Source organism: Pseudomonas sp. NFX5 (assembly GCF_049132125.1).
GTDB classification, from domain to species: Bacteria; Pseudomonadota; Gammaproteobacteria; order Pseudomonadales; family Pseudomonadaceae; genus Aquipseudomonas; species Aquipseudomonas marginalis.
The window spans coordinates 83,448-108,226 of sequence record NZ_JAFMZG010000020.1; the positions used below are offsets into that span (position 1 = coordinate 83,448).

The following is a 24,779-nucleotide window of genomic DNA, read 5'->3' on the forward strand; positions in this document are numbered from 1 at the left end:
TAAAGTTACTGTATTACTTCTGTTAACAAGAATTACTTGCAATAATAACCGCCCATTTGTCCTCGACCCCTTTTGGGTCTGGAAGGACGATCACTCATTTTCTTCTCTCAGGTCCGGCCAGCATGACACGTAATACAACCCCCGCTTCGCCAACCACGCTTCACAGCCCATCCCGCGCCTGGCGTGCGATTGCTGCGATGCTGTTCAGCGTACTGCTGGCGCCGACCGCCGCATTCGCTGATGCCACCGCCCCGGCTACCCCGGCCGCCGCCGAGCACAATGCTGCGGCTCCAACCGCACCCGCTGCTGCCCCCGCGGCCACCGACCCGGCCCAGGCTGCATCCCCAGCCGCCGCCGACGAAACCGGTGTCGTGCTGGAAGAAGACAACACCCTGGGCATGGCCCACGACCTGTCGCCATGGGGTATGTACCAGAATGCTGACGTGGTGGTGAAAGCCGTGATGATCGGCCTGGCCATCGCGTCGATCATTACCTGGACCATCTGGATCGCCAAAGGCTTCGAGCTGCTGGGTGCCAAGCGCCGTCTGCGCGCTGAAATCGTCCACCTGAAGAAAGCCACCACCCTCAAGGAAGCCAGCGAAAGCGCGACCAAGAAAGGCACCCTGGCAAACACCCTGGTGCACGACGCACTGGAAGAAATGCGCCTGTCGGCCAACACCCGTGAAAAAGAAGGCATCAAGGAGCGCGTGGCGTTCCGCCTGGAACGCCTGGTTGCAGCCTGCGGCCGTAACATGAGCAGCGGCACCGGCGTGCTGGCGACCATCGGCTCCACCGCGCCGTTCGTCGGCCTGTTCGGTACCGTCTGGGGCATCATGAACAGCTTCATCGGCATCGCCAAAACCCAGACCACCAACCTCGCCGTCGTCGCCCCCGGCATCGCCGAAGCCCTGCTGGCAACCGCCCTGGGCCTGGTCGCCGCGATTCCTGCGGTAGTGATCTACAACGTCTTCGCCCGTTCGATTGCCGGCTACAAGGCCCAGGTATCGGATGCGTCGGCAGAAGTCCTGCTGCTGGTCAGCCGCGACCTCGATCACCTGCCTACCGAGCGCAGCTCGCAACCGCACATGGTGAAAGTGGGGTAATCGGCCATGGGCCTGCATTTGAATCAAGGCGACGACGAACTCGTCGAGAACCACGAAATCAACGTCACGCCGTTTATCGACGTGATGCTCGTGCTGCTGATCATCTTCATGGTGGCCGCTCCATTGGCCACCGTGGACATCAAGGTTGACCTGCCCGCCTCCAGCGCCAAGCCTGCGCCGCGGCCGGAGAAACCGATCTTCCTCAGCGTCAAGGCGGACCAACGCCTGTTCCTGGGCGAAGAAGAAGTCAAGGCCGAAACCCTGGGGCCGGTGCTCGATGCCAAGACCCAAGGCAAGAAGGACACGACGATCTTCTTCCAGGCCGACAAAGGCGTGGACTACGGCGACCTGATGAGCGTGATGGATGCCCTGCGGGCAGCCGGCTACCTCAAGGTAGGCCTGGTCGGACTTGAGACGGCAGCCAAGAAATGATCACGACGCGCCACAAACTGACGCGTTATGGCACCAGCCTCGCCGTCGTGCTGGGCGTGCATGCCGTCGCGATTGCCATCGCGCTCCACTGGTCAGCGCCGCGCACGGTGCAGTTGCCGCCGGCGGCCATGGTCATCGACCTGGCCCCGATGCCTGCACCGCCGCCGCCGGCGCCGCCGAAAGTGGTAACGCCGCCGCAACCGCCTGCACCGGTGGAAGAGCTGCCCCTGCCGAAACTGGCCGAGGCGCCCAAGCCAACGATCCAGGTGCCCAAGCCGGTCAAGCCCAAGCCTAAACCGCAGCCGCCCAAGCCGGTGGAGAAAAAGATCGAGCCGCCCAAGGAGAAACCCTCCGAGGACCCGCCGAGCGACGCTCCGCCCACCAAGGCACCGGCTGAAAAATCGGCCCAGCCCGTACCTGGCCCGTCGCCGCAACAGATCGCCGCCAAAGCGTCCTGGGAAGGCACCCTGCTGGCACACTTGCAGAAGTACAAGAAGTACCCGCCAGGTGCCCAGGCCCGTGGCAAGGAAGGCCTGAACCGCCTGAAGTTCGTGGTGGATGGCGACGGTAACGTGCTGTCCTACGAGTTGGTGGGGCGTTCCGGCAACGCCGACCTGGACCGCGCCACCCTGGACATGATCCGTCGCGCCCAGCCGCTGCCCAAGCCGCCGGCCGACATGCTCAAGGGCGGCAGCATCGAGATCGTTGCACCGTTCGTGTACAACATCGAAAAACGTCGTCGCTGAAAATGATGGTGGCGAGGGACACCCCTCGCCACTCTCAGCAAAATCCCGCGCATTCCCCGCTCAATCCCCAGCAAAGTTCTGATAACGTGCGTCTATCGATTGCAGCCGGTATGCTTGGCCCGCAACCTCATGGACGCCCGCTATGACTCTTACAGAATTACGCTACATCGTTACCCTCGCCCAAGAGCAGCACTTTGGCCACGCGGCCGAACGCTGCCACGTCAGCCAGCCGACGCTGTCGGTGGGCGTGAAAAAGCTTGAAGACGAACTCGGTGTGCTGATTTTCGAGCGCAGCAAAAGCGCCGTGCGCCTCACCCCAGTGGGCGAAGGCATCGTTGCCCAGGCCCAGAAGGTGCTGGAACAGGCGCAAAGCATTCGTGAAATGGCCCAGGCCGGTAAGAACCAGCTGACTGCACCGCTGAAAGTCGGCGCCATCTATACCGTCGGCCCGTACCTGTTCCCGCACCTGATCCCGCAACTGCACCGCGTCGCGCCGCAGATGCCGCTGTATATCGAAGAAAACTTCACCCACGTGCTGCGCGACAAACTGCGCAACGGCGAGCTGGACGCGATCATCATCGCCCTGCCGTTCAACGAAGCGGATGTGTTGACCCTGCCGCTCTACGACGAGCCGTTCTACGTGCTGATGCCCGCCTCCCATCCGTGGACGCAAAAAGACACCATCGACGCCGGCCTGCTCAACGACAAGAGCCTGCTGTTGCTCGGCGAAGGCCACTGCTTCCGCGACCAGGTGCTGGAAGCCTGCCCGACCCTGACCAAAGGCAACGACGGCGCCAAGCACACCACCGTGGAATCCAGCTCCCTGGAAACCATCCGGCATATGGTCGCTTCCGGCCTGGGTATCTCGATCCTGCCGCTGTCGGCAGTGGACAGCCATCACTACGCCCCCGGCGTGATCGAAGTGCGTCCACTGACGCCGCCGGTGCCGTTCCGTACCGTGGCGATTGCCTGGCGCGCCAGCTTCCCACGGCCCAAAGCCATTGAGATCCTCGCCGACTCGATCCGCCTGTGTTCGGTGGCCAAGCCGCCTGCTGCGAGCTAAGTAAACGTATGACTGAGCTGTCGCAGGTGTCGGTGACGGCACTCAAGGGTGTCGGCGAGGCCATGGCCGAGAAGCTGGCCAAGGTCGGCCTGGAAAACCTCCAGGACGTGCTGTTCCACCTGCCCCTGCGCTATCAGGACCGCACTCGCGTGGTGCCCATCGGCCAACTGCGTCCCGGGCAGGATGCCGTGGTCGAAGGCACCGTCAGCGGCGCCGATGTGGTGATGGGCAAGCGCCGCAGTCTGGTGGTGCGCCTGCAGGATGGCACCGGCGGCCTGAGCCTGCGTTTCTACCATTTCAGTAACGCACAGAAGGAAGGCCTCAAGCGCGGCACCCGCGTGCGCTGCTACGGCGAAGCGCGCCCCGGCGCCTCGGGCCTGGAGATCTACCACCCGGAATACCGTGCCATTACCGGTGACGAACCGCCGCCGGTGGACACCACCCTCACGCCGATCTACCCGCTCACCGAAGGCCTGACCCAACAGCGCCTGCGCCAATTGTGCATGCAGACCCTGGGCATGCTTGGCCCGCAGAGCCTGCCCGACTGGCTGCCCCTGGAACTGGCCCGCGACTACCAACTGGCGCCACTGGCCGATGCGATCCGCTACCTGCATCACCCCCCTGCGGACGCCGATGTCGACGAACTGGCCCTGGGTCATCACTGGGCCCAGCACCGCCTGGCCTTCGAGGAGCTGCTGACTCACCAACTGTCCCAGCAACGCCTGCGCGAAAGCATGCGCTCCCTGCGTGCGCCGGCCATGCCCAAGGCCACGCGCCTGCCTGCGCAATACCTGGCCAACCTCGGCTTTGCGCCGACCGGTGCCCAGCAGCGCGTGGGCAATGAAATCGCCTACGACCTCAGCCAGCACGAGCCGATGCTGCGCCTGATCCAGGGCGACGTGGGCGCGGGCAAGACCGTGGTCGCCGCCCTCGCCGCCCTGCAAGCCCTGGAAGCCGGTTACCAGGTGGCGCTGATGGCGCCCACCGAGATCCTCGCCGAGCAGCACTTCATCACGTTCAAGCGCTGGCTCGAGCCCCTGGGCCTGGAAGTCGCGTGGCTGGCCGGCAAGCTCAAGGGCAAGACGCGCGCGGCCGCGCTGGAACAGATCGCCGCCGGTGCACCGATGGTGGTGGGCACCCATGCGCTGTTCCAGGACGAAGTGCAGTTCAAGAACCTGGCCCTGGTGATTATCGACGAACAGCACCGCTTCGGCGTGCAACAGCGCCTGGCCCTGCGCCAGAAAGGCGTGGGCGGGCGCATGAACCCGCACCAGTTGATCATGACCGCCACCCCGATCCCGCGCACCCTGGCCATGAGCGCCTACGCCGACCTCGACACTTCGATCCTCGACGAACTGCCCCCCGGCCGCACACCGGTCAACACCGTGCTGGTCACCGACACCCGGCGCGTCGAAGTGATCGAGCGTGTGCGCGGCGCCTGCGCCGAAGGCCGCCAGGCGTACTGGGTGTGCACACTGATCGAAGAGTCCGAGGAGCTGACCTGCCAGGCCGCCGAGACCACCTATGAAGACCTCACCAGCGCCCTGGGGGAACTCAAGGTCGGGCTGATCCACGGGCGCATGAAGCCTGCGGAAAAGGCCGCGGTGATGGCTGAATTCAAGGCCGGTAACCTGCAGCTGCTGGTCGCTACCACCGTGATTGAAGTGGGCGTGGACGTGCCCAACGCCAGCCTGATGATCATCGAAAACCCCGAGCGCCTGGGCCTGGCGCAATTGCACCAATTGCGCGGCCGTGTTGGCCGAGGCAGTGCCGCCAGCCACTGCGTGCTGCTCTACCACCCGCCGTTGTCGCAGATCGGCCGCCAACGCCTGGGCATCATGCGCGAGACCAACGACGGTTTTGTCATCGCCGAAAAAGACCTTGAACTGCGCGGCCCCGGCGAAATGCTCGGCACCCGCCAGACCGGCCTGCTGCAGTTCAAGGTCGCCGACCTGATGCGCGACGCCGACCTGCTGCCCGCCGTGCGCGACGCAGCGCAGGCATTGCTGGAGCGCTGGCCGGATCACGTCAGCCCGCTGCTGGATCGCTGGCTGCGCCATGGGCAGCAATACGGCCAAGTGTGACGCCTGCCTCACTTATCCGACCTACAGGTGTATCAAGCTGGTTATACTTCGGTGACTGTAAGAAATTGGATCAGGCCATGTCAGAAGTTGCCCACGCCACAGCCCCATTGACCGCCCCGCCGGTCATTCGGGCTTTGCTCGCAAAACTCGCCATCAGCTACACGGAAGTCACCGAACATCCGGGCCTGAATCCTGCGCAAAAAGTCCAGGCCGTCTTGCTGGAAGACGCGGTGGGCGCCCTGATGGTGCTGTTCCCGCAGAACCAGTTGCTGGACCTCAACCGCCTCACCGAACTCACGGGTCGCCGCCTTACAGCCGTGTCGCCTGACCGCGTCGCGCGCATGCTGGGCAAGCACGACCTGAGCCTGCTGCCGGGCCTGCCGGCACTCACCAGTTCGCCGTGCCTGTACGAAGGCAGCCTGCTCGACGAACCGAGCCTGCTGGTGCATTCAGGTGAAGCCGGGCTGCTGCTGGAAATCGCCAGCGACGCGTTCAAGACCATGCTCACCAAGGCCAGCGCCGCCCAGTTCGGTGAACCGCTGAGCAACATCCGCCCGAACCTCGACCGCCCCAATGATGACCGTGAGGAAATCACCCAGGCGATGCAGGCGTTTACCGCCCGCCGCATCCAGCAACGCCTGGAAGCGACCATCGAGATTCCACCGCTGGCCGACACCGCCCAGAAGATCATCAAGCTGCGCGTCGACCCCAATGCCACCATCGACGACATCACCGGCGTGGTTGAAACCGACCCGGCCCTGGCCGCCCAAGTGGTGAGCTGGGCTGCGTCGCCGTACTACGCATCGCCGGGCAAGATCCGCTCGGTGGAAGACGCCATCGTGCGCGTGCTGGGTTTTGACCTGGTGATCAACCTCGCCTTGGGCCTGGCCCTGGGCAAGACCTTGAGCCTGCCCAAGGACCACCCGCACCAGGCCACACCGTACTGGCACCAGTCCATCTACACCGCCGCCGTGATCGAAGGCCTGACCCGCGCCATGCCCCGCGCCCAGCGCCCGGAAGCCGGCCTGACCTACCTCGCCGGCCTGCTGCACAACTTCGGCTACCTGTTGCTGGCCCATGTGTTCCCGCCGCACTTCTCGCTGATCTGCCGCCACCTGGAGGTCAACCCGCACCTGTGCCACAGCTATGTGGAGCAACACTTGCTGGGCATCAGCCGCGAGCAGATCGGCGCCTGGCTGATGCGCTACTGGGACATGCCGGACGAGCTGTCCACTGCCCTGCGTTTCCAGCACGACCCGACCTACGATGGGCAATACGCCGAATACCCGAACCTGGTGTGCCTGGCCGTGCGCCTGCTGCGCAGCCGGGGGATTGGGTCCGGGCCGGACGAGACCATCCCGGACGAACTGCTTGAGCGTCTGGGCTTGAGCCGCGACAAGGCTGATGAAGTCGTGGGCAAGGTGCTGGATGCCGAGGTGCTGCTGCGCGAATTGGCCTCGCAGTTCAGCCAGGGCTGAATCTGGCGCCTGTCAGATAGCTATCCAACTCGGTCGACCTGAAAGCCTACTTCTTTTTCTTCGGCTTCAAATACTTGGTCAACCCCTGGAACCAGATCACCAGCGCCGGGTTGCCCTTGATCTGGATCGACTTGTCCTGAATCCCCGTCATGAACGCCAGTTGCTTGTTCTTCGCCTGCATTGTGGCGAAGCCGTAGGCCGCATCCTTGAACGCAATGGCAAACGCCGGCGCCGGGTGGACACCCGAGCGACTGGTGATGCGCTGGTCCTTGACGATGAAGTGACGGGCAACCTTGCCGTCGAGGGTCTGCAACTGGAACGCGAGGTCTTTGTCACCCAGCTGTTGCTGGAAGGCAGGATTGGTGCGGCTGGCTTTGCCCATCATCAGGCCCAGCACCCACAGGAGAAGACGAAATTTCATGCACACGGCCTCGGTGTAATTATTGAGTGGCCGCAGCAGTTTAACCAATTGCAAAAAGAACGCTACCGATCTTGCGCATTAGCGGAAGATCGGCTGGCGTTTGACGCTTATAGCAGCATGTTACTTAAACGTTAGGGCAAGGCACCGGAGCCCAGTCGACCAGGTTAGGATCGCGGCAAGTGCCTTCGATCTGCGCTTTACCAGCGCTGGCGACCTTCTTGCTTTCATCCTGCTTGGTCTGGGCGGTCTGGAAGGTTTTCTCGGTGCTCACGGCTTCTGTTGGTACGGTTGGAAGCGGTGGCTTTTTCGGTGGCTTGGTGCCGGTACCTTTCTTCTTGCCCGGCGTCACAACGGGCGTTACATCGGCCTTGGCCACGGTGACCACGTCGGCACGCTGTACGCCAACCTGCTGCAGGTCTTTCTCGTAGGCCTGGGTGTAGTTGTTCAGGTCTTCGGCGGCTTTGCCGTTGACCGCCACGATCAGGTCATTGGATTCCTTCAGGCCCGAGACGATTTCCGCCAGGCGCTTGCGGCCTTCGGTGTCGTTGACGGTCTTGGCTTTGCGATCCGCCACCAACTTGGTGAATGCGCTCTGGTAGCACTGCTGGGACGCCCTGGCGTACGCGGTGCTGCGGTCGATGTCGGAGGCGCTTTTGTTCACGTCAGCCGCATACGAGGCAATGCGCTGGTTGTCATCGGCGATCTGCTTCTGACGCTCGGTGTAGTAACCCGCTGCGCCGCCGGCCAGGGCCCCGCCCGCTGCACCGATGGCGGCGTTACGGCCACGTTTTTCCTTGTCGCCGGTCAGGGCGCCGAGCAGGGCACCGCCGGCCGCGCCGATGGCCGCACCGGTCACCACCGACTTGGTCATGTTCGAATCGGTGGCGCGCAAGTGCTGCACCGGCTCGTAGCAGTTGGGGTAGTACTCGACCTTGGTGCTCGACGCGACCTTGGAGGCCGGCGACGTGGCGCAGCCGGTCAGCACAGTGCTGAAACCGGCCGCGATCAGCAGCAAGTGACGCTTGGAAACCGCCTTACGGGAAAAAAGCATAGGTTGTGTTCTCTTCTAAGTTTGACTTGCCCAGCACGGCCACTGCCGCCTGAGTCCCTTCCAAGCTCGCCATACAGCCAGCGATCAGCGCTGACCGCTCGCTGCGAGCAATTCCTTCAAGATCGTCGCCGGGTCGGCCCGCTGTTGCTTGCGGTAGTTGCCGACATGGCGAACGAACAGTGTTGCGCGCGTCACCAGGCTCTTGCCGAGCACGGGCTTGCGATCCAACTCTTCCTTGATCCGTTGAAACTGCGCCTGGATCACCGCATCGGTGTAACGCGTGCCGGTGGCCAGGTTGTCGATATAGATCGCCACCGCGCCATCGAGGGCGCTGCGTCCGTTTTCGATGGCCGTGGCAAACAGTGCCGCGCTAGCCTCTTCCTTGTTGTCCAGGGCCTGCTGGCGACTCTTCTGCAGGTTGGCCAGGCGGATGTTGTAGTTGCTGATAGTCTCGGCCACCAGCGCGGCCGACTGAATCAGGTTGCCCGCCGCTTCTTCGCGTTGCTGGGCGATCAGCGAGACATTGCGCTTGAGCTCTTCATTGACCAGCCCGAGTTCGGCCTGCAGCTTGGGGTCGACGCTGGCGGCGATGATGCTGTCCAGGCGCTTGGTCGGGTCCTGGGCGTCATCGATGGCGTCGGTCAGCGAGGCCAGGCGGCCCTCTTTCTGCCACTGCGCAAACAACTCCTTGTAACGCGAGCGCGGCGCCGACAACGCACCGATTGCCACGCGAAAACCCGTGGTCTCGTTGCTCTGCTCGGTGCCGTCGGCGGCGAACAGCGGGTATTCGCGGCGCATGCCGGTAAACAGCGTGCCCTCGCCTTCGAGGTAGTTGCCGCCCTTGACCACAAAGCCGCCGTAGGTGCCCTGGCGACGACCGGCGTGCACCAGCTGGAAGGACTCCTGGACCATTTCCGCGGCGTTGCCGATCACGTCGAACATGCCGATGGGGTTGGGCAGCTTGGTACCGATAGGCATCAAGCGTGCGGCCTGGCCAGTACCGCCGGCGACCTGGTTGAACACCGCGTAATCACCCAGCGGGCCATCGCTTTCACTGCCTTCAACGCGGCGTGGAAACAGGCGCCCTTCCAAGTCCTGGCGACTCACCGCCTGGCCACCGCGTGCGGCGAACTCCCACTCCACTTCAGTGGGCAGGCGCACGAAACCCAGGCCGCCGTCTTCCGCCGACGACCCACGACCGCTCACCGGCAGCAAATCGCGGTGGTATTTCATCAGCCAGGCGCTGTACACCGCCGAAAAGCGCTCGGCCTCAAAGCGCGACAGCTTCACCTTGGGCAAACGCCCGGCCATGCCGGTGGGCGCATCGCACGCCGGTGCCGGTTCGCCACTGGCCAGGGATTGCGCCTGGGCCATCACCTGGGCGTACTGGCGGGCGGTCACTTCGTACTTGCCGATGAAGTACAGCATGGGCTTGAGCGGGGTCTTGGCGTCGGTCTTCGGCATCAACGGCGCAATGACTTTGCTCCAGTCTTTCGGCAAGTCCTTGAGGGTGAACTGGCCGTTGATAAAGTCGCGGCGGTAGCCGGAGATAAATGACTGCTGGTAACCCGCCTCGCCTTCGGCGAAGGGGTAGCCGAGGCTGATCTCGCGGTCATCCAAGGTCCCTTGGGCCAGCACATAGGCGTAGCGGAACACCATAGTGCCTTCGCACGGCAGCGGCAGGCTGACGTCGTCGGGCAACGGCTTGGGGTTGTCGAGCTTGTCGCTCGCTTCATCGGCCATGGCCAGCGAGGCCAGGCTCAGCGCCACAACGGCGCCCAGTAACTTATACATCTCTGATTCCTTCAGAAGCCTGGATACGCGCCACTCGCCAACCACCACAGGCTGCCGCCACGGCGCTGACGCCAAGGACTGCAACCAGGGCCAGGCCATAGTGACGCGCCAGCAGGTGGCTGGCGTGTTCGCCCGGCACCTGCACGAATAACTTGTTCAACGCCGCCTCGGCCAGGCCATACAGCCCAACGCTGAGTAAAGCGGCAAACCCTGCGCTGTACAGCGCCTGCAGCACCACAAACAACAACAGCGCGCCGGTGGAAAACCCCAACAGGCGCAACACCGACAATTCCCGGCGCTTGCGCGCCACAGCGGCCAACGCCCCGGCGAAGATCGCCGCAAACGCGCCCGCCAAGGCCAACCCGGCGATGATCCAGAAGACGATCGACAGGTTGCGGCTCAGCGACTGCACCTGGGCGATCGTCTGTGCCTGGGTCGATACCAACAGATTCTGCCCGGCGAAAAATACCCGCAGCGGCTCCACATCGGCCAGGCTGCGCGCATACAAGCGAAACGCCGGATACACCCGCTGCTCGCTCACACCCACCTCATCACCGGCCCAGCCCAACGCCGGTACCGCACGGCCATCGCGGTAATCTTCCGCCGCTTCCAGCAATCTCAAATCGGCAAACAACCCATCCCGGGCGAAGGCTTCCAGCGGCAGCACCGCCAGTACCTGCAAGCGCGTGCGCTGGGCTTCTACACGCCCCGCCACTTGCCGCGCAAAGCTGGTCTCCAGCCAATCCCCAGGCCGCGCCGCAAGCTTCTCGGCAGCGGTGTGGCTCAGCACGATCCGGTCCAGGCCCCTGGGCATCGGCAGGCCGCTGAGCAGCGGATCACCCGCAGCGGTCGGCAGCATTTCCAGGGTCAGCGTGCCCACCTGCGCCGTCGCCGCAATCTGCCGCGTGCGCGGTAAGGCGAACGCCACATCGCTGCGCTGGCCAAGCTGTTCGACAAATGCGCTGCTGAATCGACCACCGCCCAGCGGAATAATTTCACGGGTGGCCGGATCGGTCTCCAAACGTTCGGTCAAACTGCTAACCAGTCCAAATTTCAGGCCGAACAACACCAGCAACGGCGCGATCACCGCCACCAGCGCCAACACCGAACAGGCCGACAGCCAGGCATCGTTGCGGTAATCCTGCCAGGCCAGGGACGCCACCAGAGGGATGCGCATCAGCACGCCTCCCCAAGGGTCGCGGTGACGCCGCCATCGGTATCGCGACGGCAACTGATGCGCCGCACCTGCAAGCCACTGGCACGGGCCAAGGGTTCGTCATGGGTGGCGATCACACAGGCGGCGCGGTGCTCGCGGGCCTGGGCCAGCAGGGCCTGCATCACGCGCTCGGCGTTCAGCGGATCAAGGGACGCCGTCGGCTCATCGGCCAGCACCAGTTGCGGTGCATGGGCCAGGGCGCGGGCGCAGCTCACACGTTGGCGCTGGCCCACCGACAACGCGGCCGGCTTCTTGGCCAACTGGTCGCTGATCTCCAGCTGTTCCGCCAGGCGCGTCACGCTGCCGTCGTCTTTCAACCCCAGCAGTTGCCGGGACAGCGCGATATTGCTGCGCACATCCAGAAAGCCCAGCAGCCCGCCGGTTTGCAGCACATAGCCCAAGTGCTGGCTGCGCAGCGCGGCCAGGGTGGATTGCTGATCGGCGCGCCACAGTCCACCAATGTCCTGCCGGTTGAATTCGAACCGGCCCACCTGATCCGGCGCCAGTACCAGCGCCAACAGATCCAGCAAGGTGCTCTTGCCGCACCCGCTCGGCCCGACAATCGCCAATTGCTCGCCGGCACGCAGGTGCAGCGCCGGGATCACCAGGCTGTAACGCTGGCTGCCGACACCCCGGCTCTTGTGCACCGCGCTCAGGTTCAGCATTACGGCAGCGTCGACAACGGCACGCGGTACAACGCATCGCCCGGCTCGGCATCGCCGAAACGGACCCAGTTGGCCACGTCATTGTGGAAGGTTTCGTAGAGGCGGATTTTCGAATCCAGCTCGTCGATAAAGTCTTCCTGCTCGGCCACGCTCAACGACAACCACAGGTCCTGGGTCATGTTCAGCGACTTGCTGCGGTACGGCAGGCCTTCAAGGTATTCGCCGAGAATGCCGCCGTCGGCCAGGTTGCCGCCCTTGCGCAGGGCTTGGGGGTCGCGGCTCATATAGGCCGAGGCGCTGGCGATTTCCTGGAAGAAATCCTTGGGCGAGGTCTGGGTCTTGCGCGCCGCATCGACGATCAGTTTCAGCGACTGTTGCAGGTCATTGAGCTGCAGCTTGGTCAGCATCACGCACACCTGGAACGCCGGCAGCGCGGGGTTGGTCAGGTCGCGGTCGGCGGTCCAGGCACTGACCAGCTGCGGCGCCTGGCTGGCGTTCCGGCGCCCGAGGAAGTCCATGTGCATGGCATAGCCGACCGCTGCGGATTTGTCCGCCAGGCTCGGCGCGGCACTCAGCAGCGGCACCGCTTGCGGCGTATTGCTGCGCACCTGGTGCACGAGGTTGGCGAACACACTGCCGATCTCGTCGACACGCTCGCCCAGCTTGCGCACATCGCCACCCGGCACGGGCGTGTACAGGTCGCCGATCTGCGGGTTGGCGTCGGCGGTGAGGATGCGATATTGGCTCTCGGCGCCGGCGTGGGTTTTCTTGCCCGCGTCGGTGCGCAGGTGCAGCGCGTAGATCTTGATCTGCTTGCCCAGTGCGGCCTGGCGCACTTCGGCTTCGTTCATCTGGGTGGCGGCAAACGGGTCGTTCTTGCGCAGCGCGCCCGCATCGGTGACCAGCAGGATGATACGACCGCCGTAGCCGGACCAGTCCATGCCGTCCACGGCCTGCATCACCCCGGCAAACGCGTCCTCGTTGAAGGAGTGGCTGGACACGGTAGACGCCTTGACCTGGCGCGCCATGTCGAGGAAGCGTTGCGGGTCACGACCCTGGTCGAGGCTGATCAGGGTCTTGGCCACGTATTCCAGGCCTGGGGTTTTCTTGATGCTGCTCCGGAAACCGACCATGCCGAAGCTGACACTGTCCAGCTCGCCACGCTCGGCGATACGGGTTTGCAACTCGTGCACCACGTCGCGGATCTGGTCGATGTAGGGCTGCATGGAGACCGTGGTGTCCACCACCAGCACCACGGCAGTGCGGAAGGCGTCGGCATTGGCGTTGATCACCGGGGTCGATGGTTTGGCCGCAGCGTTGCTGCCCGGGTCGATGGAGGCGACGTTAAGCAACTGCACCGGCTGGCCGTTTTCGTCGAAGCTCTCCTTGGCGTCGAAGATCGGCAACAGGTAGAACTGGTTCTGCGGCACCGCGCTGGCGGCCGGCTCCAGGGCCAGGACCTGGCCGTTGTCGTCGCTGTTCTTCTGCGCCTTGGCCAGCACGCCTTTGGCGGCGGCTGGATCGGCGAGCAACTTTTCCACTTCGCCGGATTGGCGCAGGAACATCACCGGCGCCCGGCCGGAGCGTTCGGTGAACTTGAGCACGAGGCTTTGCTTCCAGTCGCTGACCTGGGCGGCCGGCAACCAGCCGTCGCTGCGGCCATCGGTGGCGGCACCGACGCGCACCCACGGGCTGCCGTCGACGTCTTTGCGCTGGTACACATACAGCACGGAGAACGCCGGCAGGGCCTTGCCCGGCGCGCCGCCGGCGTCATCCGACAGCTTGGCGCCGGGCTTGCTGAGGACGCGCTGGAACAAAGTCTTCTTACCGGCCATCAACAACGGCCGTTGGCCGCCGTCCACTTCGGCGGCCGCAGTGGGCGTTGCCGGGGGCACGTCGGCGACCGCCGCCGGGGGCTTGGCCTGAGGCACGACGGCAGCCGGCGGCTTGGCCGGTTCATCACTGCCGCTCAACCACCAGTAACTGCCGCCACCAACGGCCAATGCGACGGCCACCGCCACGGCGGCCAGTGCCAGCACCGGCCCACGGCGTTGCTCGGACACGGCCTTGTGCTGGGTCGGCGTTACCACCGGCTGGCGTACCGGTTGCGCCTGGGGCCTGTCGGTCGGGATGTCGATGGTGACCGGGGTCATGCCCGCCAGATCAAAACTCAGCGGGATCGGCAACGGCCGCACCAGCGTGGCCTCCGGCGACTCCGCAGGCAGGTTATCCAGCGCCTGCAGCAGCGCCGCCGCATCCGGGAAACGCTCCGCCGGGTCCTTGGCCAACAGCTTGCGCAGCACGCCCTGATAGCGGCCGTGGTGCACCGGCAATTCCGGCAAGGGTTCGGTCAGGTGCGCCAGCGCGGTGGACAGCGCATCGTTGCCGTTGTACGGCAGCTTGCCGACGAGGATTTCATACAGCACCACGCCCAGCGCGTAGAGGTCGGCACGGCCATCGATCTCCTGGCCCCGCGCCTGCTCCGGGCTCATGTAGCTCGGCGTGCCCACGGCAAAGCCGGCCTGGGTGAATTGGGTGCGGTCGTCCAGGGACTTGGCGATACCGAAGTCCGACAACACCGCCGTGCCATCGGCGCGGAACAGGATGTTTGCCGGCTTGACGTCGCGGTGCACCAGCCCCTGGGCATGGGCATAGCCCAGCGCCGAGGCGATCTGGCGGATCAGCGTAATGCCCTGCTCCGGCGTCAGGCCGGCGGCGATGCGCTCCTTGAGCGTGCCGTTGGGCAGGTATTCCATGGCCATGTAGTACAGCTCACCGACATTGCCGATGTCATGGATGGTCACCGTGTGCGGGTGGGACAGCCGCGCCAGGGTCTTGCCCTCGCGCAGGAAACGTTCGCAGAAGCTCGGGTCGGCCGCCAGCGCCGCCGCCATCACCTTCAACGCCACCTTGCGCTCCAGGGAGCGCTGGGTCGCCAGGTACACGCTGGCCATGGCGCCTTCGCCGATCTCGCCGTCGATGTCATAGCCCGGAATCACAATGTTCATGCCGATACCTTCACGACGATGGCGGTGATGTTGTCCGGCGCGCCACGGTTGAGGCCCAGGTGCACCAGGCTGCGCACGATTTCATCCGGCGCGTCGTGGCTGAGCACTTCGCGGATCTCATGGTCTTCGACGGTCTTGTTCAGGCCATCGCTGCACAGCAGGTAGCTGTCGCCGGGGGCGATCAGCAGGTCGACCACCGCCAGTTCCAGCTGGGCTTCCACGCCAATGGCGCGGGTGACGATGTTGGCGCGCGGGTGCACGCGGGCATCGGCTTCGCTGAGCAGGCCGCTGTCCTGCAGGTCCTGGACGTAGCTGTGATCGCGAGAGATGCCTTCGAGCACGCCGTCGCGCAGGCGGTACAGGCGACTGTCGCCGGCCCACAGGCACACACCGCGCAGACCGCGCGCGGCGAGCACCACCACCGTGCTGCCCATCATGGTCACGCCACGGTTGGCGGTTTCTTCACGCACGGCGGCGTTGATGCGGGTCAGGTCATTGCGCAGGGCTGCCGAGTACTCGTCGAGGGAACGGCCCATCGGCACGCTGCGCAGGCTGTCGACGATCAGGCTGCTGACATAATCCCCCGCCGCGTGCCCGCCCATGCCGTCGGCCACCACCCACAGGCGGTTTTCCGGCAGGTCCAGGCATGCGTCTTCGTTGACCTGGCGAACCATGCCCACATGGCTTTTGCTCGCGGATTTGTACGTCGACCCCATCTACACCACACCTTCTTGTCCGAGCAGAAACTGCGCAAAATCGCCGGCGGCAGGCAGGCCCTGACACCGCAATAAACCAGGGGAAATCGTCTGCGAACCACGCCCCCACCACAGGCTCGCACCGTCGCAGGCCTGTTCGGCGAGCGCGGTCATGCGCTGGTGCGGCACGCTGGCCGCCACGCGCTGCAGGCCGGCGAAACGGCTGTCCACCGCACGCGGCTCGGTCGCCGGTAAGCCCAGGTCGTCGAGGCCAGCGTTGAAGCGTTCAAACGTCGCGCCGGCATCCAGGGTGCTGAGCAACAGCTCTTCGGCCTGCTCGAACCAGCTGTCCGGCCCGCCCACCAGGGACGCCGGGTTGATGTCGTGATCGAGCAAGGCGACCACCGCCAGCGGGAAATAGCGCCCGACCCGGTCAATGCTCGGCATCACCACGCCCGCCGCCGCGTCCGGCCCGCACACGCCGGGCGCCAGCACAAAGCGCCACAGAGGGCTGACCAGGTACGCATTGAGCCAGTCGGCGCCGAGGCTGTTCTGGCTGGCGAGCAACCCCGCCGCCAGCCAGCTGTCCCACGGGCCGATAAAGCTCTGGGGCAAGGCACGGCTGACGAAATCTCCGCGGCTGGCCAGCTTGCCGTAGAAACCCAGCGTCGTCATAACCGCTCCGGCAGGCTGAAGCCACTGAGCACGCGGCTCTTGAACGGGTTGAAGGCGCTGTTGGCGCGCAACTCGTAGGCGATGCTCGCACCGTCGACGCGCAGGCGCAGGTTGAAGCGGTCCGGCGAGTTGCCGGCGGTGAGGTCCGACTGTTCCAGCAGGCGGAACCAGGCCCACGGCCCGTCCAGGGTCACGCCCGAGCGGCCACTGGCCGACGGCGGCATGATCGAGATACGCACCACGCCAATGCTGCCGGGGTTCGGCCATTGCATCGCCACCGGGCGGCTCGGGCCGTGGTCGTAGCTCAATTGCTGGCCGTCGAGGTCAAGCAGGAACTGGGTGATGGTCGGGTCCATCGACACCGGCTTGAGTTCGAAACGTACGATCGGTTGGGTGCCACCGGAGCGGAAAAATGCATCGCGGATCGTCGCCGCGCGCTGGAAGGTTTGCAGCACGCCCGGCGCAATCCCGAGTTTCTGTGCCGCGCCCGGCTGCCAGCGCCAGGTCTGTGCCGAGGTGTCCACGTACGGCTGCAGGTATTTGCGGAAGTAGTTGTCCATCACCCCGCCCACACCGAAGAACTGGCCGAAGTCATCCAGGGTCGCATCCCGCGCACTGCCCGGCGACATCGGATAGCGGCCGGCCAGGGACTGACGGTACACATTGACCACTTCGCTGACCCACGCCGCGTTCAGTTGGTTACGCACCCCGCCCATCATGCTGTTGGTGGTGGAGTTGACCACCGACTTGACCATGCCCTGCACCAGCGGCGGTTGGCGCTCGGCGTTCAGGCTGACCCGTGTGGCCGCAGCCGCCGCCTGGTTCTTCGCCTCGCCAAGCAAGGCATCGCCGCTGGCCCCGACCATGGCGCTGACCTGCACATACAGGGCGTTCATGTCCGACAACAGACCGTCGATGGCCGCCGGTTCACCTTCGTTCTTGCTGACGATGCTGTTGAGTTCGGCAAAGTGCGCGGTCACCGGATCATCCGCTGCAGCCGGCGCATTGGCCGTCGGTTGCTCCTGGCCGAGCAGGCTGCCGAGGCGCTCCTTGAGCTTGTCGACGCCACCTTCCACCGGCACGCCTTTGGCGGCCAATTGGCGCTCTTCGGCTTGCAGATCGGTTTCCTTGGCCACGGCCACCAGCAGTTTTTTCAGCGGCGAACTCGGCCCGGAAATCACCCGCAGCACATCGGCCGCCTGGGCCACGCTGGTGATCGGCACAAAGTCGATATCGGCGAGCAGCGCATCCCACTGGCGCTGATAGTCCTGGAAATACAGGCGACGTACATCGGCGGCCAGGCTGACCACGTTCTGCTGATCGGCCTGCTCATGGCCCAGCACCCATTGCTCTTCGGCCAGGGTGCCGGTCTGGTTCAGGCTGCTGAGCAAAAACGCCTGGCGATAACCCTTGGCGGTGAAAAAGCCACTCAACGGCTCGCCCAGCGGCTTGCCGCTTTTACGGCTGAACACCAGCGCAGCGTCACGGCCAGCGGCTTCGTTGATACGGAAGTCCGGGATGCCTTCGGGCAGTTTCTGGCGCTTGACCCGGTCGTAGACACGCTGGGCCACCGGCAGTTGTTGCAACTGGCGACGCAGATCGTCGATCAAGCGCGGGTCAAGGCGCGCATTCGGCGGATGGCGCTCGAACAGCGCCTGCAAGTGCCCGCTCAACGCCTGGCGCTGATCGGCCGGCAGGTCGCGCGGCAGGTTGCGGTCCCAGTCGAGGGCGATCCAGGCCTTGATGAAGTCCGGGTCGTAATGCTCGCTGTCGGCGAGCATCAGGTAGGCCTTGAGGCCTTCGTAGAGGAAGTCGGAGTTGCCGCCGCCGTGCAGTTGCTCCTCGATGCGCGTCACCAGGCGCGGCGCAAACACGGCGATCAACAGCTTGCGATAGACGCTGGCGGACTCGGCTTCAAGCATATCGCCCTGATACAGCCCCAGGCCTTCGGACCAGCTCGGCGAATCCCCCGCGAGGTTCTTCACCGCATTGAGCAGCGGCAGCACCGCGAGCACTTCACGCTGTGCCGGGCTGAGGTTCTGGACGGTCTGGCCCAGTGGCGCGACCTTCTGGTCGACCTGGGCGATATACGCCTGGTTGGCGCGATAACTCACCCACCACAGGCTGCTGACCACGATCACCAAGGCCACGGTGGCCGCGAGTACACCGCGTGCGATCCACGTGCGCCGACGCTCGACTTTCGGATTAACGCCTACCAGGCCACGTTCGGCAAAGGCTACGGCGGTGAAGAGTTTTTCGATGAAGTAACTGCGCCCGGTGCCGCTCTGGCGCGCCAGGTGCTGGCGGTCCAGGTTCATGCTCTGGGCCATGGCGCCGATCAGGCGATCGATCGGGCTGCCTTCCTGGGTGCCGCTGGTGAAGTACACGCCGCGCAGCAATACGCGTTCTTCAAAGGCATTGGGCTTGAACACGCCTTCGAGGAAGCTTTGCAGGCAGTCCTTCAATGCGCCGAACTGCTGCGGGAAACCGTAGATCAGGTCGCGCCGCGCCGGGTCGCGCTCCTGTTGCAGGCGCTCCACCAGGCGTTCGTTGAGGCGCTGCTCGAGGCCGGCGAATTCGCTTTGCAGGTGCGCCAGGGGGCTGTCGCTGTTCTTGCCGTCGTCCAGGGCAAAGGTCATGCCCCAGACCTGGGCGCGTTCTTCCTTGCTCAGGTTGTCGAAGAACTCCATGAAGCCCGGCACCAGGTCGAGCTTGGTCAGCATCAGGTAGATCGGGAAACGCACGCCCAATTGGGTGTACAGCTCCTGGATACGCAGGCGGATCGCCGCCGCATGGGCCGCGCGCTCGGCATCGGTGCCCAGCAGCAGGTCCGACAGGCTGATGGCGATAAAGGCGCCATCGATGGGCCGGCGCGAGCGCTGCTTTTTCAGCAGGTCGAGAAAGCCCAGCCAGGCGGCTTTGTCCACCGTCGAATTGCTGTCCTGGGTGGTGTAGCGGCCGGCGGTGTCGAGCAATACCGCCTGGTCGGTAAACCACCAGTCGCAGTTGCGCGTACCGCCGACACCGCGCACCGCCCCGGCACCCAACTGGGCCGCCAGCGGAAAGTGCAGCCCGGAGTTGACCAGCGCCGTGGTCTTGCCCGAACCCGGCGGGCCGATGATCACGTACCACGGCAGCTCATAAAGGTTGCGACGTTCGTCGCCACCGAGCTTGGCCTTTTTCAGCAGCGCCAGGGCTTCGTCCATGCGCTGGCGCAGGGTGGTGAGCTCTTCGGCGGTGGCCACGCTGTTGGGGTCGGCCGGGGTTTCGGCCGCCAGGCTGCGCATCACTTCGGCCGCCTGGCGCCGCGCCTGGATGATGCGGAACACGCGGTAGGCGATCCACACCGCAAACACCAGGATGATCAGCGCCCAACGGCGCCCTTCCGGCACCAGCACGTCGAGCAACGGCCCCACAAACCAGATGATCAGGCTCAGGGCGATCAGGCCCAGCACGGGGATCACCCAGCGAATCATGAAACTGAAAAACGCCTTCACTCGACGCCCTCCGCCAATACGGTGATTTCAACCCGACGATTGCGGGCACGGCCTTCGGCAGTTGCGTTGGTCGCCAACGGCTCGGTGTCGCTGCGGCCCTCGGCACTGAAGCGATCAGCCTGGCCGGTCTTGGCCGCGAGGATTTCCAATACCGACTTGGCCCGCGCTTCGGACAATGCCCAGTTGGACGGGAAACGCAGCGTAGCAATCGGGCGGTTGTCGCTGTGCCCGGTGACGCGCACCTGGCCCTTGACCTTGCGGATGGCGTCGGCGATGCGCAGCATCAGCGGCTGGTAGTCATCGACGATGCTGGAACTGGCGGACGCAAACAGCTCATCGCCACGAATGGTGACCACGGAGCGGTCGACCTTGTCTTCCACCGCGACGCGACCGGCCTTGATGTCTTCCGCCAGGAAGCCGGCCAGACGCGGACGCTCGATCACTTTGGGCTGTGCCACCGGACGGTCGATGGCCTGCACCGGGATCTCGCCCAGGGCATGGATGTTCTTGAACACCGGCTCGGCCTGCGCCGCCAGCAGCAGGCGCAAGGTGAACAGCAAGGCCAGCAACAACGCCAGGCCGATCGCCACGGCGATCCAGGGCGGCATGAACTGCGCCAGCCGATCACGCGCGACGGTGACGCCACGCCAATGGGGCGACAGTTCGCGCTCGTGGTCACCGCGAGCACTGCGAATCGCCGCCGCCGTGCGCTCACGCAAGGCTTCCAACTGGCTGCGACCGTCGTTCATCACGCGGTAACGGCCTTCGAACCCCAGGCACATGCACAGGTACAACAGCTCCAGCAGGTACAGGCGCTCCCGTGGACTTTGCAGGCAGTGGTCGAGTAACTGGAAGACTTTTTCGCCCCCCCAGGCCTCGTTGTGCACGGTGATCAACAGGCTCTGCTTGCCCCAATCGCTGGTGCTGCCCCACGGCGTGCTCAACACCGCCTCATCGAGGGCGGTGCACAGCGCGTAGCGCGCCAGCAGCACCTCGTTGCGGGCCACGCCAGCGGCTTCGGCGCGTTCTTCGAACTGGCGCAGGTACGCCAGCAACTGCGCGCGCAGGCTGGCCGGCGCCGGGTGCGCGATGGTGTTGCGCAGGCGCGTCAACAGCGCCAACAGCGGGCCGGCGGCGCTTTCCAGCGGGTTCAGGCCCTGGCTTTTGCCGGTGAGAATCGGCGCGGCCGGCATCGACAGCGGGGCCGGCTCGGCACGCGCGGGTTCCGGCGCGCGGCCACCCGGGCGCGGCATGAACTGGGTGCGGTCGTCATCATTGGGATGCATCGCGGATTATCCTCGGATCGCCCAGAAGGCCAGGTTCAAGCCCGGGAACTGCCCGGCGATATGGAAGGCAAAACCACCGGAATTGCCCAGTTGCTGCCAATGCTCGCTGCCACGGTCCAGCTCGTAGTAGGTCGAGCCTGCGTGGTACGGCAGTTGGCGCGGCGCCACTGGCAACGGCAGCAAGGTGATACCCGGCAGTTGCAGGTTGACCAGGTCGCGGATGTGCTCCACCGAACCGACCTTGCTCTGCTGGCCGAAGCGCGCACGCAGGGTTTCTCCGGGCACATCGGCACGGACCACGAGGATGAAGCTGGCGCTGTCGAGCAGGGTCTTGTCGGCCAGCATGGCCACGTGGACGCCGTAGGCTTTCTCGACAATCGGGATCGGCGTGGCCTTGCTGTCGATCAGCATCGACAGGGCTTCGCGCAGGACCGCCATGACCGGGGCGAAGCTCAGGGCCAGGTCGTCGTGCTGGTATTGCGGGTATTCCTGGGGACGACGGCCTGAAGTGGAAAAGGTCGAGAACTCACCGGCCAGGCTGACCAGTGCGCTGAAAAAGCGCTCCGGGTGCAGCGGGCTCAACTGGCTGAAATGCTGGATCAGCGGCTGGGCGCGGTTGACCAGTTGCAGCAGCATGAAGTCGGCGATCTCCGACGCACCGCCGGCCCCAGAGGCAACCACGCGGCCCGCCAGGGCTTCGCCGCGCTGGTGCAGCAGGCCCAGCAGTTCGCTGCGAAACGCGCTCAACGGCTTGCTCGCGGCCACGTCCAGCACGGGCGGGATGTAGCTGTCGTCGAGGACCAGCGCACGGTCGGCGCGTTTTTCCTTGATGCGCACCAGGCCCACGGCGGCGTAGTCACTGATGCCATCCTGGGCGGTCAGCAAGCGCAGGGCCCGGGAACCCACGGCCACCGGCGCGCGGTTTTCGAACGGTGCGTTGTCATCGCGCACTTCGCGCACCTGGCTCACGTAGCGCGCGGCTTCCAGGGGTTCGCCTTCATCCACGGTGTCGCGGGCCCCCGCACGCTTGAGTGGCAAGGCCAGGTAGACCAGGCCATCGCGCAGGTTGTCGTCGATGTTCAGCGGGCTGGGCGCCAGGTCATCCTGGGGAATGTTGAACGGCGTGCCGTCGGGCAACAGGCCGCGCGCCGAGACGATGGCCAGCTTGCCCTGGGCCAGCAGGCCCTGGTCGATCAGCAATTCGGAAAACCCCCAGGCGCCGGCGGACAACGGGCGGCTACGGGCGTCGATCAGGTTTTCCAGGTAACGGTCATGCTGCTGGAAGTGCTGCGTTCCGATGAACATGCCTTCCGACCAGACCACGCGATTGTTCCAGGACATGGGGAGCTCCGATTGCTTCTTATTGGGCAGGGCTGGATGGGGTGACCACGACGTCGGCGCGCACGGCACGCACATCGAGGCTGATCTGGTATTCGGTGTATTGGCGCGCCGGCACGTTGATCACCGTGCGCCATTGCGCGCGGTCCAACTCGCGATAACCCACCAGCAAGCCGATCTGGCGCGTGGAGGGGTCGAGGTCGCGCTGGATGCTCAGTTGCTGGCCGGGTTGCACCATGACTTCGTCCTGGTCCAGCAGGTCCAGGCCGAGGGTCGATTGCGCACGGTCGGCCAGGGCGAAGTAATCGGAGCGGGCGAAGGTGGCGGCGTTCTTCAGTTCGAAAATGCGCACCCGCACCGGCGCGGCCTGGCCGTTGGCGCCGGGGTTAAGCCCGGCAATGGCGTGGAAGTGCAGCTCGACGGCGGCGGTGTCCACTTCAGCCTCAGCAGCCGTTTCGGGTTTGACCGCATCCTTGCTACACGCGGTCAGCAGCAGCACGGTGGCGACTGCGAGTAAAAACCTGGGAATCATCCTGCGTCCTCAATGACGTACTTAGCTATCCGTTAATCCATAGGTTGCGGCGCGGTTTTACCGACGCTGTCGCGCGCTGTGTTCTTCGTAGGCCCGGCTGAATTCACGGCCGAACAGGTCCTGGAAATCTTCCTGGGCCTCGCGGGAAATATTGCTGTAGAGCTCGGTGAACTGCTGCCAGTACTGGGCCTGGCGCGAGCCGGCGAACAGGTTCGACAGCCCGCCGGGCTTGCCCATGCGCTCTTCCAGTTGCGCCGGTTCAAAGCGCGTGAGCAGGTGCTTGATCGCTGCTTCCACCCCGGCCATCACCGCCAGTTGGTGGGCGCGCAGGTCATCAAAACTGTCGCGCACGGCAATGTCCGGCGCCATAAACGCCTGGTTGCCGTGGCGAAGCAAAAGCAGTAACGCTTCGTCGGCATTCGGTGCGAATTTCAACGGATTGTTTTCGGCAGGCTGGATCATGGTCTGCTGCATGCGGAACTCACCCTTGAGGCTGGCGCGGGCACGCAATACGTCGATCAGGCCTTCGACCATCAGGCGGTAGCTGCGGCCGATGTTTTCCATCTGCGCCTCCGCCTGGGCCTTGTCCAGGCGCAACTGGTCCAGGCCGGCACCGCGCAGGAAGGCTTGCAAGAGATCGGGCTGCCGGGTGTCGGCTACAGGGGGCGCTGGCTCGACCACGGGTGGCGGCTGGATGATCGGTGCGGGTGGCGGTGGCGGAGGCGCACTGGCCAACGGTGCCGGCGTGTCGCCAAACAGGTCCCAGTCTTCGGGAATCACCGAGCCCGAGACCACAGGCGTCTCGACCACGGGTACCGCCACCGGGGTCGGCGGGCGGAAGTCGTGTTGTTCGCTGGGAACATGGTCGGCCACGGTGGGCGGTGGCACGGTGGTGGGGCTGAGGAAGTCGAACAGGTCCGGCAGCGTGTCCATCGACGAAGCGCCCTGGAATTGCGGGGCAATCACCGGCGTCGGCGCGGGCTTGTTCGCCACGGCGCCCATCAGGGCCTCAAAGCTGTTCGGCGAATCACCGGCGAACGGCTGGCTGTCGATGGCCTGCATGTTGAAGTCGATCCGCGCCTGGATCTCGTAATCGCCGATGCGGATCAGCTCGCCATCCTGCAACAGCTCGCTGTTACCCCTGCGCAAACGGATGCCGGCGTTAACCAACTCCACACCGTTTGTACTGTTATCGGTTAAATAATAACGACCATCTTTGTATTGAATAACGCAGTGCTGCGAAGACACCAGGCGCTCGGGATCAGGCAATACCCAGTCATTATCCGAGCTGCGGCCGATAGCCATCGAGCCCTGGTTCATGGACTTTTCCGAGCATTGCCCGGGGGTAATCTTGTGATAACTAGTGATAGTCAAACACAGCGACATCTTGCCTCCTTGCTGATACTTCGCGCGCAGTCGACCCCAGGGACAGCGACGCCCGGGAGATCCCCATCAGGTCGTGCAATCGACCGTTCAAAACCTGCTGATGCCAGCATGATCGCTGATCTTAACTGGGCTCCATGACAAAAATCCTATGCCGGTGCGTCGTTCGACCCACCAGTCGCACAGGTTGTTAAGCACCGCACATCTGTCACAGAGGGCGAATAGCTTACCTTGACAAGGCATAAGTACTACACCAAAAATGCACAACTTCTTGAATACCAGTGATGGCACATTAGTGGCATCTTGCTTATA

At 64.7% G+C, this 24,779-nt stretch carries 19 protein-coding genes; 6 read left to right on the top strand and 13 right to left on the bottom strand.

Annotated elements, in window-relative coordinates; translation table 11 throughout:
* Nucleotides 1–122: 122 nt before the first annotated feature.
* From exbB to J1N02_RS12615, 6 genes are all read left to right on the top strand, one after another.
* Entirely contained in the window at nucleotides 123–1,103 is a 981-nt protein-coding gene (gene exbB, locus J1N02_RS12590) for a tonB-system energizer ExbB (protein ID WP_027608281.1), read from the top strand.
* Between the two features lie 6 nt (nucleotides 1,104–1,109).
* A complete protein-coding gene (exbD, locus tag J1N02_RS12595) occupies nucleotides 1,110–1,535 on the top strand; it encodes a TonB system transport protein ExbD (RefSeq protein ID WP_003195519.1) in 426 nt (141 codons plus the stop codon).
* The gene (locus tag J1N02_RS12600) at nucleotides 1,532–2,281 is read left to right on the top strand and encodes a TonB family protein (protein ID WP_027608280.1); all 750 of its coding nucleotides are present in this window, start codon (nucleotides 1,532–1,534) and stop codon (nucleotides 2,279–2,281) included. Before exbD ends, J1N02_RS12600 begins: the two co-directional genes overlap by 4 nt.
* A gap of 142 nt (nucleotides 2,282–2,423) precedes the next feature.
* Entirely contained in the window at nucleotides 2,424–3,344 is a 921-nt protein-coding gene (locus tag J1N02_RS12605; protein WP_421147387.1) for a LysR substrate-binding domain-containing protein, read from the top strand.
* Between the two features lie 8 nt (nucleotides 3,345–3,352).
* Complete coding sequence (recG, locus tag J1N02_RS12610) at nucleotides 3,353–5,428, top strand: ATP-dependent DNA helicase RecG (protein ID WP_027608279.1); 2,076 nt, start codon at nucleotides 3,353–3,355, stop codon at nucleotides 5,426–5,428.
* A 77-nt stretch (nucleotides 5,429–5,505) separates the two neighbouring features.
* Entirely contained in the window at nucleotides 5,506–6,906 is a 1,401-nt protein-coding gene (locus J1N02_RS12615; RefSeq protein ID WP_092488203.1) for an aminoacyl-tRNA deacylase and HDOD domain-containing protein, read from the top strand.
* A gap of 46 nt (nucleotides 6,907–6,952) precedes the next feature.
* On the opposite strand, the gene J1N02_RS12620 is transcribed toward J1N02_RS12615, so the two are convergent.
* The 13 genes from J1N02_RS12620 to tagH form a co-directional block, all read right to left on the bottom strand.
* The gene (locus tag J1N02_RS12620) at nucleotides 6,953–7,327 is read right to left on the bottom strand and encodes a hypothetical protein (RefSeq protein WP_003195530.1); all 375 of its coding nucleotides are present in this window, start codon (nucleotides 7,325–7,327) and stop codon (nucleotides 6,953–6,955) included.
* 124 nt (nucleotides 7,328–7,451) lie between these two features.
* On the bottom strand, nucleotides 7,452–8,378 hold the full coding sequence (gene tagQ, locus J1N02_RS12625; RefSeq protein ID WP_027608277.1) for a type VI secretion system-associated lipoprotein TagQ: 927 nt from the start codon (nucleotides 8,376–8,378) through the stop codon (nucleotides 7,452–7,454).
* Nucleotides 8,379–8,462: 84 nt separating this feature from the next.
* Entirely contained in the window at nucleotides 8,463–10,121 is a 1,659-nt protein-coding gene (locus J1N02_RS12630) for a formylglycine-generating enzyme family protein (protein WP_223841654.1), read from the bottom strand.
* 43 nt (nucleotides 10,122–10,164) lie between these two features.
* Nucleotides 10,165–11,349 carry an FtsX-like permease family protein gene (locus tag J1N02_RS12635; protein WP_098480714.1) on the bottom strand — a complete coding sequence of 395 codons (1,185 nt, stop codon included), beginning with the start codon at nucleotides 11,347–11,349 and terminating at the stop codon, nucleotides 10,165–10,167.
* Nucleotides 11,349–12,053, bottom strand: a complete 705-nt coding sequence (locus J1N02_RS12640; protein ID WP_027608274.1) for an ABC transporter ATP-binding protein — start codon at nucleotides 12,051–12,053, stop codon at nucleotides 11,349–11,351. The genes J1N02_RS12635 and J1N02_RS12640 overlap by 1 nt, the downstream gene beginning before the upstream one ends.
* On the bottom strand, nucleotides 12,053–15,061 hold the full coding sequence (locus tag J1N02_RS12645) for a serine/threonine-protein kinase (RefSeq protein ID WP_092355887.1): 3,009 nt from the start codon (nucleotides 15,059–15,061) through the stop codon (nucleotides 12,053–12,055). Before J1N02_RS12645 ends, J1N02_RS12640 begins: the two co-directional genes overlap by 1 nt.
* Nucleotides 15,058–15,777: a PP2C family protein-serine/threonine phosphatase gene (locus J1N02_RS12650; protein ID WP_027608272.1), complete on the bottom strand. Its 720-nt coding sequence runs from the start codon at nucleotides 15,775–15,777 to the stop codon at nucleotides 15,058–15,060. The genes J1N02_RS12645 and J1N02_RS12650 overlap by 4 nt, the downstream gene beginning before the upstream one ends.
* Complete coding sequence (gene tagF, locus J1N02_RS12655; RefSeq protein ID WP_027608271.1) at nucleotides 15,778–16,431, bottom strand: type VI secretion system-associated protein TagF; 654 nt, start codon at nucleotides 16,429–16,431, stop codon at nucleotides 15,778–15,780.
* Nucleotides 16,428–19,928 (bottom strand): type VI secretion system membrane subunit TssM, encoded by a 3,501-nt coding sequence (tssM, locus tag J1N02_RS12660; protein WP_092355890.1) that lies wholly within the window; start codon nucleotides 19,926–19,928, stop codon nucleotides 16,428–16,430. The genes tagF and tssM overlap by 4 nt, the downstream gene beginning before the upstream one ends.
* Nucleotides 19,925–21,214, bottom strand: coding sequence for a DotU family type VI secretion system protein (locus J1N02_RS12665; protein ID WP_027608269.1), 1,290 nt, complete (start codon nucleotides 21,212–21,214; stop codon nucleotides 19,925–19,927). Before J1N02_RS12665 ends, tssM begins: the two co-directional genes overlap by 4 nt.
* 6 nt (nucleotides 21,215–21,220) lie before the next feature.
* Complete coding sequence (gene tssK / locus J1N02_RS12670) at nucleotides 21,221–22,555, bottom strand: type VI secretion system baseplate subunit TssK (protein ID WP_421147388.1); 1,335 nt, start codon at nucleotides 22,553–22,555, stop codon at nucleotides 21,221–21,223.
* A 19-nt stretch (nucleotides 22,556–22,574) separates the two neighbouring features.
* Nucleotides 22,575–23,084: a type VI secretion system lipoprotein TssJ gene (tssJ, locus tag J1N02_RS12675; RefSeq protein WP_414887645.1), complete on the bottom strand. Its 510-nt coding sequence runs from the start codon at nucleotides 23,082–23,084 to the stop codon at nucleotides 22,575–22,577.
* Nucleotides 23,085–23,141: 57 nt separating this feature from the next.
* Nucleotides 23,142–24,470 (bottom strand): type VI secretion system-associated FHA domain protein TagH, encoded by a 1,329-nt coding sequence (gene tagH / locus J1N02_RS12680; protein WP_027608266.1) that lies wholly within the window; start codon nucleotides 24,468–24,470, stop codon nucleotides 23,142–23,144.
* Between the last annotated feature and the right edge of the window lie 309 nt (nucleotides 24,471–24,779).